General features: G+C 67.9%; 11 protein-coding genes. 4 read left to right on the forward strand and 7 right to left on the reverse strand.

The window, feature by feature from the left end; all coding sequences use genetic code 11:
• Positions 1-33 precede the first annotated feature (33 nt).
• Positions 34-1,644, forward strand: a complete 1,611-nt coding sequence (locus tag N4261_RS00910) for a type VI secretion system contractile sheath domain-containing protein (RefSeq protein ID WP_261758344.1) — start codon at positions 34-36, stop codon at positions 1,642-1,644.
• A gap of 23 nt (positions 1,645-1,667) precedes the next feature.
• Here the strand turns inward: N4261_RS00910 and N4261_RS00915 are convergent, their stop codons facing one another.
• Positions 1,668-2,855, reverse strand: a complete 1,188-nt coding sequence (locus tag N4261_RS00915; RefSeq protein WP_261758346.1) for a phospholipase D-like domain-containing protein — start codon at positions 2,853-2,855, stop codon at positions 1,668-1,670.
• Between the two features lie 189 nt (positions 2,856-3,044).
• Positions 3,045-3,641, reverse strand: coding sequence for an IMPACT family protein (locus N4261_RS00920; protein ID WP_261758347.1), 597 nt, complete (start codon positions 3,639-3,641; stop codon positions 3,045-3,047).
• Between the two features lie 251 nt (positions 3,642-3,892).
• Between N4261_RS00920 and tgt the strand changes: the two genes are divergently transcribed.
• Both tgt and N4261_RS00930 read left to right on the forward strand, forming a co-directional pair.
• Positions 3,893-5,020: a tRNA guanosine(34) transglycosylase Tgt gene (gene tgt, locus N4261_RS00925; protein ID WP_261758348.1), complete on the forward strand. Its 1,128-nt coding sequence runs from the start codon at positions 3,893-3,895 to the stop codon at positions 5,018-5,020.
• A gap of 52 nt (positions 5,021-5,072) precedes the next feature.
• Positions 5,073-5,579, forward strand: a complete 507-nt coding sequence (locus N4261_RS00930) for a hypothetical protein (protein ID WP_261758349.1) — start codon at positions 5,073-5,075, stop codon at positions 5,577-5,579.
• 87 nt (positions 5,580-5,666) lie between these two features.
• Here the strand turns inward: N4261_RS00930 and N4261_RS00935 are convergent, their stop codons facing one another.
• The 5 genes from N4261_RS00935 to N4261_RS00955 form a co-directional block, all read right to left on the reverse strand.
• Complete coding sequence (locus N4261_RS00935) at positions 5,667-7,664, reverse strand: MFS transporter (protein WP_261758350.1); 1,998 nt, start codon at positions 7,662-7,664, stop codon at positions 5,667-5,669.
• Between the two features lie 88 nt (positions 7,665-7,752).
• Complete coding sequence (locus N4261_RS00940) at positions 7,753-8,523, reverse strand: DUF2145 domain-containing protein (protein ID WP_261760864.1); 771 nt, start codon at positions 8,521-8,523, stop codon at positions 7,753-7,755.
• 89 nt (positions 8,524-8,612) lie between these two features.
• Positions 8,613-9,137, reverse strand: a complete 525-nt coding sequence (locus N4261_RS00945) for a hypothetical protein (RefSeq protein ID WP_261758351.1) — start codon at positions 9,135-9,137, stop codon at positions 8,613-8,615.
• Between the two features lie 139 nt (positions 9,138-9,276).
• The gene (locus N4261_RS00950; protein ID WP_261758353.1) at positions 9,277-9,729 is read right to left on the reverse strand and encodes a YiaA/YiaB family inner membrane protein; all 453 of its coding nucleotides are present in this window, start codon (positions 9,727-9,729) and stop codon (positions 9,277-9,279) included.
• A 173-nt stretch (positions 9,730-9,902) separates the two neighbouring features.
• Positions 9,903-11,144, reverse strand: a complete 1,242-nt coding sequence (locus N4261_RS00955; RefSeq protein ID WP_261758354.1) for an amidohydrolase family protein — start codon at positions 11,142-11,144, stop codon at positions 9,903-9,905.
• 137 nt (positions 11,145-11,281) lie between these two features.
• Here N4261_RS00955 and N4261_RS00960 point away from each other — a divergent pair, with 137 nt between their 5' ends.
• Complete coding sequence (locus N4261_RS00960) at positions 11,282-12,067, forward strand: helix-turn-helix domain-containing protein (protein WP_261758355.1); 786 nt, start codon at positions 11,282-11,284, stop codon at positions 12,065-12,067.
• Positions 12,068-12,092: the final 25 nt, after the last annotated feature.

Here is a 12,092-nt window from a genome sequence, read left to right on the forward strand (position 1 = left end):
ATCGGCGGCATTCCCCATCCAGGAGACCGCCCCATGGCCGAGGCCCATCCCGAAACCGCCCGCGACCCCGACAGGGGCCCGGACCATGACCATGACCTGGAACCCTACGGGCGCATCGACCAGGATCTTCCGGCATGGGCGGATGACCGTCCGACGCGCATTGCCTTGATCGGCCACTTCTCCGGCCAGCCGACCGCCGCGAAAGCGAACGGCCTGCCGCTCCGCGCCTGGCGTGTGGACCGCGACCGATTCGACACGGTGATGGCGGCCATCGCGCCGCAGATGTCATGGGACGAGGGCGCCATGGCGTCGCCCAGTCAGCCGGCCCTCGTGTTTTCAGACTTGGACGGTTTCCATCCGGACTCGCTCCAGCGGCTTGTCAACCCAGCCGTCGGCTCAGCCGACGGCGAGGCGCTGCGTCGGCTGCTGCACGACCCGGCGCTGCAGGCGCTGGAGTCGCTGTGGCGCGGGGTGGACTGGCTGATCCAGCGTCTGTCGACCGGCGCGGACCTGGAGCTTCACCTGATCGATATGGACAGGGCGGCCCTGACCGAATCACTGGCGGCGGAGCGACTGACCGAGTCTTCCCTGTATCAGACGCTGGTGGCGACCCCGGCGCAGGACCATCGGGGTGGCTACACCCATGTCGCACTGTGCATGCCCCTGGCCTTCAATCGGCAGGATCTCGCCGTGGCGGGACGGGCGGCGTTGATCGCTCGACACGCCGGCGCCTGCCTGCTGGCCGAGCTGCAAACCGGACCGCTGGAGACGCCCAGCGACCCGCCGGACACCAGCCTGATGGCCGCCTTGGACGCATTGCGGTCCAGCGAGCAGGCGTCCCATCTGGCGTTGCTCAGCCCCCGATGGCTCTTGCGGCATGCCTACGGCCGGCGCGGAGAACCGGTGCAAGCGGCGTCGTTCGAGGAACTGCGGTCGGCAGCGGACGTGCCCTCACTGCTCTGGGGCTCGCCGGTTTGGCCGGCGTTGTGTGTACTGGGCGCAGACCCCCCTGAGGGGGCACAGGACACGGCGGTTGGGGCACTCACCGTCGACGGTCTGCCCCAGGCCTGGTTCCGGGATGCCTCAGGCGATGTCGTGGCGGTGCCGTGCACCGAGCGGCTCATCAGCAGCCAGACGGCCGCGCAGTGGCTGGCGCTGGGCATCCATGCGCTGATGGCGCACCGAGGAGCGCCGGCCGCCCGCTGGTGCGGGCTGGCGACGCTGAACGGTCAGCCCTTGCCTCGGTGCGGACATGGCCGACGCCCGCTCTTCACCGACATCCAGTCTACGGTCCAGGTGTCGCTGAATGCGCGCCACATGGCGCCCGCGAGCGACGCATCCGCCAAGGACGAGGAGAACGAGACGCCGGCATCGGCATCGGCATCCGCATCGACATGGGCATCGTCTTTGTCCTCGACGTCGACGACATCGGCGTCCGCATCGTCCGCATCGTCCTTGCCCTCGGCCTGGGAGGCGGATGCCTTCGCGTCGTCGCTGGGCGACGCCACCACGTCCGTCGATGACAGCGCAGCGCTGACTTCATCGACCTCATCCACCCCTCCGACGACCGTGCCAGAGGCCGATGCGGGCCAGGATGACGACCTGGCGGCGCTGCTGGCGTCCTTCAAGCGTCAAGACACTTAGGGAGGGGCTGCGCCGAGCCAGGCTCAGACCGCGGTGCCCACGCCATTCACGCTGCCGGCCACGCCGGCCAACTGCTCGGCCATGGTGGCGTAGGTGCTGACGTCGGCCCAGTCGACTTGCTTGAGCGCGTCGAGCTTGCCCTTCTGGCCTTTGATCGGCAGATTGCCCAGGTCGCTGACGACCTTGGCTGCTTCTTCCAGCGCACGCTTGAGCAACTCATCGCGCTTGCTGGACGCCCCCCAGGCTTGCTCTGCCTTGTCGAAGCGGGCCTGGGCGGCTTTCACCAGGCTGGCCTGGGACTGGTAGAGCGTGGGCAGGGTCTTCTGCAGCGGACCGACGGCGGACTGGAGTTCGTCGAGCGCGGACTTCGCCTGCGACATCGCTTTGGCGAGCTCGGCGGTCTTGCGCTTGCGCTCGCTGTAGTGGCCGGTGAGTGCGTCGAAGTGCTGGCCAAGGCCCTTGACCTCGGCGTCCAGCCCGTCGAGCTTGCCGGTGATGGCGGCCACGTCCTTGAGCAGGTTGTTCATCGCGCGGGCTTCCAGATCCCGCACATCGGCGATGCTCTTCACCAGCTTGACGATGCTGGCGATGCCGCCCAGGCCGGCTGCTGCGGCGCCCACGGCCGCCATCGCCGGGATGGCCGTGCCGAAGCTCAGGACCGCCGCGGCCACGCCGGCGCCGGCGGTGGCCACGCTCAGGCCGCCCTTGAGCGCGATGCCCGCGACGATCCGGAACTTCTTGTCAGCCAGCGTCTGCTTGGTCTTCTTGCGGGCTTCTTCCAGGGCCAGCGCCTCGAATCGCTCCGCATGCACCAGCACCTGCTGCTTGCGGATGTTCTCGACGGCCTTGGACAGGTAGTCGTTGTAGGCCTTGATCTTGGGATCGAGCCCTTCGGGAAAGCGTTCCTTGAGCTTGAGCAGCAAGGCCCGCGAGGCGTCCGGATCGGTTTGCTTGGCCAGGGCGGCGATCAAGTCGCGGGCGCGATCGATGTCGACCTGCATCGACTTCAAGGGGGTGGCCAGTTCTTCCACCTGCCGCTGCATCACCGCCCGCAGGCTTTTCTCGTAGTTGTCTTCGAAGTAGCTGCGCACCATTTTTTCGAGGGCCGAATCGCCGTCGAATGTGGCCTCCCACGCAAGCTCCAGCGCGGGGGGATGCAGGTCGGAGGTGGCGGGGATGTCGATGTGGAATTTGCCATTGACCTTGGCCATCGCGAGACTCCTTTGAACAAGAAGCGGCCAAGGCTATCGGAGGCACCCAGGAGGCGATTTGCGCCATGTCACGAGCAGTTGACAACATCGCTTCACGGCGAGGCAATCAGAGGCGAGGGAGACGAGTGGAGCAGGCCGGAGCCGAACGGAGACGCCTCCAGGCGCTCGAGTGGGGCGGTTGGCGTGGGGTCAGGTGTCGACGGTGGAGAGCCAGCCGATGCGGCCTTGTCCGGACTCGTTGAGGCGGGCGATGAAGTCGTCGGCGGCGGAGGCGGGCAATTGGAGGGTGATGTCGACCAGGGCGCCGTGGGTGGTGTCGAGCAGTTCGGCGCCGACGGCAGCGGCTTCGCGGCGCAGGAGGCCTTCCTGGGCATAGGGGAGGGTGCATCGCAGGGTGCGCATGCGGACCAGGGGGATCTTGTCGGCCTTGAGCAGGGCTTGTGCAATGGCGTCGGTGTAGGCGCGCACCAGGCCGCCGGCGCCCAGTTTCACGCCGCCGAAATAGCGCACGACGGTGGCGAGCACGCCGTCGAGGTCCTGGTGGCGGAGCACTTCCAGCATCGGGCGTCCGGCGGTGCCACCGGGTTCCCCGTCGTCATTGGCGGCGGACTGTCCGCCGGCCATTAGGGCCCAGCAGACGTGGGCTGCGCCGGGATGGTCGGCCCTCAGCTGTTCCACGCGGGCGAGTGCTGCCGCCCGATCGGGCACGTTCTCCACGCAGCCGATGAACCGGCTCTTCTTGATGATCAGCTCGGCATGGACCGGCGCAGCGAGACTTGAAGGCATCCCCGATTATCCCGACACCCGGCCTTTCCCTCGCCGGCCCCTTCAAGCCCCAACCGGTCCGCTGGGGAGGGCCCTTTGGAGAGAGGAGCGGATGCGACGCCGTGGCTCGAACCCGGAGCGCCCCTGGGGGCAGGAGCGAAAGCGACTGGGGGGCCAACAAGCCCCCCCCGCGGATCCGGCTCTGCCGGTCCGCTGGGGAGCGCCCCTTGGGGGCAGGAGCGAAAGCGACTGGGGGGCCCGATAATCCAGGAATGCTGAAGTTCGAACTGCTCAAGACCGAGGGCCGCGCGCGTCGCGGTGTCATGACGCTCAATCACGGCGTCGTGCAGACCCCCATCTTCATGCCGGTAGGCACCTACGGCACGGTGAAGGGCGTGATGCCCCGCTCGCTCGAGGAGATGGGCGCCCAGATCATCCTGGGCAACACCTTCCACCTCTGGATGCGTCCGGGCCTGGACATCATGAAGCAGTTCGGCGGCCTGCACCGCTTCGAGAGCTGGAACAAGCCCATCCTGACCGACTCCGGCGGCTTCCAGGTCTGGTCGCTGGGCGAGATGCGCAAGATCACCGAGGAAGGCGTGAAATTCGCCTCCCCCGTCAATGGCGACAAGCTCTTCCTCACGCCTGAGATCTCGATGCAGATCCAGACCATCCTCAACAGCGACATCGTCATGCAGTTCGACGAATGCACGCCGTACGAGTCCAAGGGCCAGCTCACCACCGAGCGGGAAGCGCGGCTGTCGATGGAGATGAGCCTGCGCTGGGCCAAGCGGTGCCAGGATGAATTCGCTCGGCTGGAGAACCCCAATGCGCTGTTCGGCATCGTGCAGGGTGGCATGTTCGAGCACCTGCGCGATGAGTCCCTGGCGGGACTGAAGGCGCTGGATCTGCCCGGCTATGCCATCGGCGGTTTGTCGGTGGGCGAGCCGAAGGCGGACATGCTGCGGGTGCTGGACCACATCGCCCACCAACTGCCCGAGCACAAGCCGCGCTACCTGATGGGTGTGGGCACGCCGGAAGACCTGGTGGAAGGCGTGCGCCAGGGCGTGGACATGTTCGATTGCGTCATGCCGACCCGCAACGCCCGCAACGGCCATCTGTTCACCCGCTTCGGCGACCTGCGCCTGCGCAACGCGCGCTACAAGGCCGATGAGCGCCCGGTCGACGAGACCTGCAGCTGCTACTGCTGCCAGAACTTCAGCCGGGCCTATCTGCATCATCTGGACCGTTGCGGCGAAATGCTCGGGCCGATGCTGACCAGCGTCCACAACCTGCACTACTACCTCAACCTGATGAAGGAAGTGCGGGAGTCCCTGGATGCGGGCGACTTCGAAGGCTTCCGCCAGCGGTTTGCGGCGGATCGGGCGCGAGGGGTGTAGGCACGCGCGGCCACTTCCTGTTGCCGGACCGGCGCAGTGCCATGATCGCGCCATGCTGAAGCTGATGTTCGCGTCGCTGCGCGGGCTGCTCCGGGTGGTTCTGGCCCTGATCATCCTCTTCGAGGAATGGGGTTGGGAGCCGCTGCAGCGCGCCATGGCCGCCTTGGGACGGCTGCCGGTGTTCCGGCATCTGGAAGCGGCCCTGCGCCGGCTGCCGCCTTATGTGGCGCTGGTGGTGTTCTGTCTGCCCTATCTCACGCTGCTGCCAGTGAAGCTGCTGGCGCTGTGGCTGATCGGCATGGGGCACACCGGCCTGGGCGTGGCCGTCATCGTGCTGGCGAAGGTGCTCGGCACGGCGATCCTGGCCCGGCTGTTCGCGCTCACCCAGCCCGCGTTGATGCGGCTGGCGTGGTTTGCACGCTGGTACGGGCGATGGATCGTCTGGAAGCAGGCGCTGCTGCACTGGGTGCGCACCAGCGCCGTCTGGCGCTCGGCGCGCGCCTTGAAGCTGCGCCTGAGGCGGCTGTTCCGCCGCAGCACGGCGCCGCGTTCCGATTAGCGGTCGGGCTCGCAGCGCTTCGGAAGGTCAGTTCTTCAGACCACAGCCGTTCACCAGAACCGCACCGCCAACGGACTGCGCCAGACCTCAACTGCGGGCTTGAGTGGGACGGCTCGCTGGCTGAGGCCCGCGAGGCTGGACCAGATCCAGCACCTTCGACCGCAGCACCTCGATATCGACCTCTGCGGACTGCGGTGCGCCGACGTTCACTTCAAGCCGTCGACCCGGGCGCAGGCTGGTCAGTCGGGCGCCGAGCGACTTGCCATTACGGGCGAAAGCCGTTTCCCAGAGCCCGCTCAATCCAATCGGGATCACGGGCACCGGTGTGGCATCCAGCATCCGCCGAATGCCCGGCTTGAACTCCGCCACCTGCCCATCCCGTGTGAGCGCGCCCTCAGGGAACACGCACACCAGCTCCCCATTGCGCAGGGCCGCATCCACCGCGGCCATGGCTTTCTCCAGCGTCTCGGGTTCCCGCTTGGCCGAGGCGATGGGAATGGCGTTGACCTGCCGGAACAGCCAGGACAGCACCGGCACTCGGAAGATGCTCGCATCCATCACGAAGCGGATCGGTCGCGGGCACAGCGCGCTCAGGACCAGGGCATCGACATACGACACATGGTTCGGTGCCAGGATCGCCGGCCCGTCCTCCGGAATGTGCGCCGTGCCGGTCGAGCGCAGGCGGTAGATCGCATGGACCACAAACCAGCTCAGGAAGCGCCACAGGAACTCCGGCACCGTCTTGTAGATGTAGAGCGCCACAACCGCGTTCAGGGCCGCGCAGACGAGGATCAGTCCAGTGACCGACAGGCCCGCCGCCAGCAGACCGGCTGACATGCCGGCCGCCACCACCATGAACAGCGCATTCAGGATGTTGTTGGCGCTGATGATGCGGGACTGGCGCTGCGGCGCGGTCCGCAGTTGCACGAAGGCATACAGCGGCACGATGAACAGCCCGCCGAACACGCCCAGCAAGGCGATGTCGCCCAGCACCCGCAGGCTGCCGCTCATCGCCAGGAAGTGGGTCCAGTCCAGCGGCGCTGCGGTGGCGGATGACGCCAGCAGGACGGCAAACCGATCCGCCGACAGGGCGAGGTCCGCGGTGAACACCGACAAGCCGATGGAGCCGATCGGCACCAGCCCGATTTCCACCTTGTGACCGGACAGGCGCTCGCACAGCAGCGAGCCGACGGCAATGCCCACCGAGAACGTCGCCAGCAGCACCGTCACCACCGTCGTGTCGCCCTGCAGCAGGTCCTTGCCGAGCGCGGGGATCTGGGACAGCACCACCGCACCGATGAACCAGAACCAGGAGATCGCCAGCAGGCTGTTCCACACGCCTTCGCCTTCGCGCTGGCCCATCTTCACCGTCGCGATGGTTTCGCTGACCACGCTGAAGTGCAGCTTCAGGTCGGGCGCGGCTTCGCCGGTCGCCGGAATGAACAGGCTGGAGGCCAGTCCCAGCACCGCAAAGCCCAGCAGGGCCAGCGAGAGCCAGAGCGGATTGGTGGTCATCGCCGCCAGCACGCCCGCGACCAGCGTCCCCAACAGGATGCTGAGGAAGGTGCCCATCTCCAGCAGCCCGTTGCCGCCGGTGAGCTCTTCTTTGGCCAGCACCCGGGGCAGCAGCGAATACTTGACCGGCCCGAAGAAGGCCGAATGGCAGCCCATGGCGAAGATCGAGGCCAGCAGCACCGGCAGGCTCTTCATGAAGAAGCCCGCGCTGGCGACCACCATGATGGCGACCTCGGCCATCTTCACCGCCCGGATGACCTTGGCCTTGTCGAAACGATCGGCCAGTTGGCCAGCGTAGGCGGAGAACAGCACGAAGGGCAGGATGAACAGACCCGCCGCCATGTTCGCCACCAATCCCGCCGACAAGGTGGTGTAGTCGGTCGCATGGAAGGTGACCAACAGGATCACCAGTTGCTTGAGGAATGAATCGTTGAATGCGCCCGCCAGTTGCGTGGCGAAGAACGGTCCGAACCGGCGCTGCACCAGCAGTCGGAATTGGGAGTGCGCGGGCGCGGGCCCGTGGGCGGCCGGCGCGGCGTCGGTGGAATGAGTCACGGTGGGGTTGCTCATGGCTGGGGAAGGGGAGAGGTGGGGCGACGTGGGCCATCGCAGCGCTCGCCGCACGGCCCGACGGGGTTCAACGCGGTGTGCTTCGGTGTCATGGCGGCTCACTGATGAACTGGGGCGAGCCGCCCAGCTGCGCGCGTTTCAGCCAGCTGAACACGGTGTCTGCGGTCGTGGTCTCGATGTGACCGGCAAAGCGTCGGGCGCTGGGATGGTCGTCGAAGGCGACATTGGCCATCCCGATGCGAGCGCCCAGTCGCTTGGCGGTGGACAGCCGCAGGTCGCTGGGCTGATAGCCCTGTCGGCGCAGCCAGTCCTGCGCCTGGCCGCGATTGAAGACCTCCCGCGGCGCGGCGGCGGCGGCCAGGGTTTCCGTCGCCCACTGGTTGCTCTGTTGGTATTGCTGCGACCACGGATACGCCACCATGCTGTAGGGACCGGCATACATCGAGGCCACACGGGCGTTGTCCTTCAGCACCGGCAGAAGGGCCTGTTGCAGCTCCGGCTGGAGCACGACGTAGGCGGCCTCGTAGCGATGCGGACGGTCCATGAAGAACTCGCCCAGCCCCTGGCGGTAGAGGTCGGAGGTGGCCGTGCCGCACTGATTGAGCTTGTGCATGACGCGCCAGACCGGACGGTCCTCGGCGCTCGTGTCGCGATAGGCGAAGCCCACATGCGACCAGCGCAGGCCGTATTCGCTCAGATCCTGCCCGGCGCGGGCCAGCAGCACGACGCTCGCCCCGCTGCCGTCCAGCGCCTGCGCGGTCGCCTGCGCCAGGTTCATGCCGCGGCGCATCTGCTGGGTGGTCAGGGGCTTGTCGTCGCAGGGCCGCCCGGCCTGGGCCGATCCCGCGGCCAGGGCCATGGCCAATGCCAAGGCTGCAGTCAGGGCGACCGGCCGGCCCGACCACCCGACGTGCGCGCCACCCGTGGCAAGGACCGGCATCCAGCGGCTCATCGCGTGACGCGCTGCGTGCCGGTGACGCGCTCGTTGTGCAGCAGCGAGGCGCCGATCTCGTTGGGGATGAACGCGATCGCGTTGCCCAGCGCGGACAGCACCACCCCGGTGCCGATCACCGACACCGTGATCGCCGTCCCGACCGACACCGCCACGCCCGAGACCGCACTGGCGGCGAACTCGACGCTCACCTTCACGCCGTCCGAGGCCCGCTGCAGCACCCAGACGGTGCCCTTGGCGGTCGATTCCACCGCGACCACCACAAAGGCCGCACCGGCCGACAGCACCGCCACCGGCGCCATCACCGAGATCGCCACCGGCAGCATCGACAGCGTGGCACTGGCCTCGCTGGGGTTGCCATGGGCGGCGGCCGGCTGGCTGAAGGCCAAGCCGAGCGCGACGGTCAGCAGCCCGGCGGTGGCGCGCAGCGAAGCCATGGCCTCCATGGCCGACCGCGGCAACCGGTCGGTTGCCAGGGCCTCAGACATCGGGACCGGCGTGGACGAACGGAGCGAAGACATGAGGCTTCCTTGCAGTGAATCGGGACCACGATCCGCTCCTGGGAGCGTCGGGGTGGGGGGGATCGTCGGGCTTGGCAGGGCAGTGGGCCGTGTGCGGTCTGTCGGGTGGGCGGAGCGGGTGGTTCTCATGGCCTGTCTCTCAGGCGGTGTGACCGTGGGTGGCGGCTTCGCGGCGACCCTGCAGACGGGCGTCCATCAGATCGGCGTCGTGGGCATCGCGCAGCATTTTGGCCAAGGTGAAGACGTTGGAGATCAGGTAGAACCAGCTCACCAGCAAGTAGGCCTTCCAGACCGGCTGGATCTCCATGCGCCACAGACCCCAGGCGGTCAGCGACATCGCCAGCGCGAAGCCGCTCCAGACCACCAGGCCCCACATCGGGGTGTCGACCTTGGCGTTCTGGTTGTCCCGGATGAACTTGGACAGCGCAAAGGCGGTGGACAGGCAGAACACATAGCCCATCACCATGAAGGCCCGATCCAGGTCCGCGCCCGGCAGCCAAGCCAGGCCGACGGCGCACAGCGTGACGCTGATGCCGAAGGAAATCCAGACCTGGTAGCGCCAGGCTGAGGTGTCGCGAGTGTTGCGGTTCATGGTGAAGGTCCTCCTGAGAGCGGTGTGAAGTCGTCCCGTCCGGATCGCCGGTCGCCGTGGGGCGCCTGGAACGTCGTGGGGATCGATGGGTGTGATCTTCGTGGCCGACCGGCCCTCCCGCCTCAGGAATGGCGCTCAGTATCACCCGGCGCCCGGCCCGGTAGCGACCGGTGCTACCCCCGGTTCACCGTGGAGAAATGCCTGGCAGTGGCAAAGATCGACGGGCCGAGCCGCCGGCCCCGCCATTGCACCCGGCGCTTCAGCGCCAGATCGAACAGCAACGGATGGTGCCGCCGCAGCGCCGCCAGCGGGGCCACGTCCGCAGCGTCCAGCACGCCGGCGCGCACCAGGCCGTCCAGCCGGACCAGCGGCATCACGCCGGGAAGCGGATAGTCGGAGCCGTGCAGCAGACGGTCGTGCCAGTCCTGGCGGGACAGCACCTGGCGCCAGACCTCCGCGCGCCGGTTGAACTGGAACAGCGCCGACACATCCCCCAGCAGCCGCTCGCCGCCCTCGGCCTCGTCCATCAGGCGGGCAAACAGGTCGAAGGCCGGCACCGGTCGGGCCCGCGGCAGATCCAGGTCCATCGCCTGACCCAGCGACGCGCAATGCGCCGCGATCACCCGGACGCCATGGCGCAACGGCTCCCGCAGCAGCAGCGGATTGCCCAGCGCCTGCTGGCCGGCGCCGGGGACCGCGTGTTCCTCGCCCACATGGACGATCAGCGGCAGGCGCGTGGCGGCCAGCCGGTCGTAGAAGGGGCGCAATCGGGCGTCCCGCAGGTCGATGCCCATGCTGCTGGGCAGCCACTTCATCGCCAGCGCGCCGTCGGCGAGTGCGCGGTCCAGCCGCTCCAGCGCATCCTCCCGATACGGATGGATGGAAGCTACCCAGCCGAAGCGATCAGGCCGCGCCGCCGCCACCTGGCGGGCGTAGGCGTCGGGCACATGGAAGGTGGTCCAGTCCGGCCGACGCTGCCCCTGCGCATCGAGGGCTTCATCGAAGGCGAACAGCAGCCAGCGCGCGCCGGTAGGAAACGCATCCGCGAGCTGCGTGAGGCGTCGCACATAGGCCCGATCGACCTCCGCCGAATCAGGTGGCACGCAAGCGCCATTGAGGATCGCCCGTTGTCGCACATGTTCGATCGGATGCCACCACTGCGACAGCCTCGGATCCACCCAGCAGCCCGAGCCCGAATCGCCGGTGCCCAGCAGGTGGGTGTGCACATCCCAGAGCTGGTCGGGCGCCAGGCCCTCCCAGACCTCGTCCAGCCAGGCGGCGGGCACCTCGTTGAATCGCGGCGGCGAGGGATCGTCGCAGGGGTTCACCAGCGGACCGGCCTCATGGGCCAGGGCGCTGAACAGGCCGGTGCCGGCGAGCGCGGCGCAGCACAGGAGATGACGTCGACGGAGCATCGGGAAGGGCGGTCATGAGACCGACGTGGTGGAGGCGGTCGCGATGCTCGCCACGCGGGCGGGAGGGGACTCGATCTGCGTGGCGCAGGCGCGCCAGACGATCCCGGCGGGCGCAATCTGCGCTACCGTTGCGCGCCATGGCAAGCACACAGACCCTGATCGATCTGATCAAGGCGGAACTCAAGTCCGCCGGCCTCAGCTATGCGCAACTGGCGCGTGAATTGGACTTGTCCGAATCCAGTGTGAAGCGCATGTTCACCGGCGGCGAGATGCCACTGTCACGCATCGACGAGATCTGCCGGGTGCTGAAGACCGACTTCGCCGAGCTGTCGCAGCGCCTGGCGCAGCATCAATCCCTGCGGCGCGAGCTGACGCTGCAGCAAGAGCGCGAGGTGGTCGCGGACGAGAAGCTGTTGCTCATGGCCATCTGTTGCCTGAGCCAGTGGAGTTTCGAGCAGGTGGTGGCGACCTATCGCCTCACCGAAGCCGAGGTGACCCGGGCGCTGGCCCAGCTCGATCGCCTGGGCATCATCGAGCTGCGGCCGCTCAACCGCTACCGCTTGCAGGTGGCCAAGACCTTCCGCTGGCGGCCGCAGGGCCCGGTGATGCAGTTCTTCCGCGAGAACGTCATGCAGGACTTCTTCGATGGCGGTTTCGACGGCGACGGCGAACTGTTGATGCTGGTCCATGGCCAGCTCAGTCCCGGCATGGCCCGCGAGCTGCGGGACCGCCTGCAGCGGGTGGCCGAGGACTTCGCCCGCCAGCACCTGCTGGATCAGAAGCTGCCCGACGCCGAGCGGCGTCAGTTCACGCTGGTGATGGGCATGCGCGGTTGGCTGTTCGAGCGCTTCCGCCACCTGCAGCGGCCCGCAGGCGTGATCAAGGCGCTCAAGGGCAGTGCGGCGGGTCGAGCGACGGGCTGATCTCAGCCGCCGATTCCAGATCCGG

It is taken from the genome of Roseateles amylovorans (assembly GCF_025398155.2).
Classification (GTDB): domain Bacteria; phylum Pseudomonadota; class Gammaproteobacteria; order Burkholderiales; family Burkholderiaceae_C; genus Roseateles; species Roseateles amylovorans.

What these genes read in the sequence shown, in the direction of transcription:
- N4261_RS00930 (WP_261758349.1), top strand. Translation starts at nt 5,073, where the DNA reads ATGCTGAAGCTGATGTTCGCGTCGCTGCGCGGGCTGCTCCGGGTGGTT.
- N4261_RS00945 (WP_261758351.1), bottom strand. Translation starts at nt 9,137, where the DNA reads ATGTCTTCGCTCCGTTCGTCCACGCCGGTCCCGATGTCTGAGGCCCTG.
- N4261_RS00950 (WP_261758353.1), bottom strand. Translation starts at nt 9,729, where the DNA reads ATGAACCGCAACACTCGCGACACCTCAGCCTGGCGCTACCAGGTCTGG.
- N4261_RS00960 (WP_261758355.1), top strand. Translation starts at nt 11,282, where the DNA reads ATGGCAAGCACACAGACCCTGATCGATCTGATCAAGGCGGAACTCAAG.
- N4261_RS00955 (WP_261758354.1), bottom strand. Translation starts at nt 11,144, where the DNA reads ATGCTCCGTCGACGTCATCTCCTGTGCTGCGCCGCGCTCGCCGGCACC.
- N4261_RS00920 (WP_261758347.1), bottom strand. Translation starts at nt 3,641, where the DNA reads ATGCCTTCAAGTCTCGCTGCGCCGGTCCATGCCGAGCTGATCATCAAG.
- tgt (WP_261758348.1), top strand. Translation starts at nt 3,893, where the DNA reads ATGCTGAAGTTCGAACTGCTCAAGACCGAGGGCCGCGCGCGTCGCGGT.
- N4261_RS00910 (WP_261758344.1), top strand. Translation starts at nt 34, where the DNA reads ATGGCCGAGGCCCATCCCGAAACCGCCCGCGACCCCGACAGGGGCCCG.
- N4261_RS00915 (WP_261758346.1), bottom strand. Translation starts at nt 2,855, where the DNA reads ATGGCCAAGGTCAATGGCAAATTCCACATCGACATCCCCGCCACCTCC.
- N4261_RS00935 (WP_261758350.1), bottom strand. Translation starts at nt 7,664, where the DNA reads ATGAGCAACCCCACCGTGACTCATTCCACCGACGCCGCGCCGGCCGCC.
- N4261_RS00940 (WP_261760864.1), bottom strand. Translation starts at nt 8,523, where the DNA reads ATGGCCCTGGCCGCGGGATCGGCCCAGGCCGGGCGGCCCTGCGACGAC.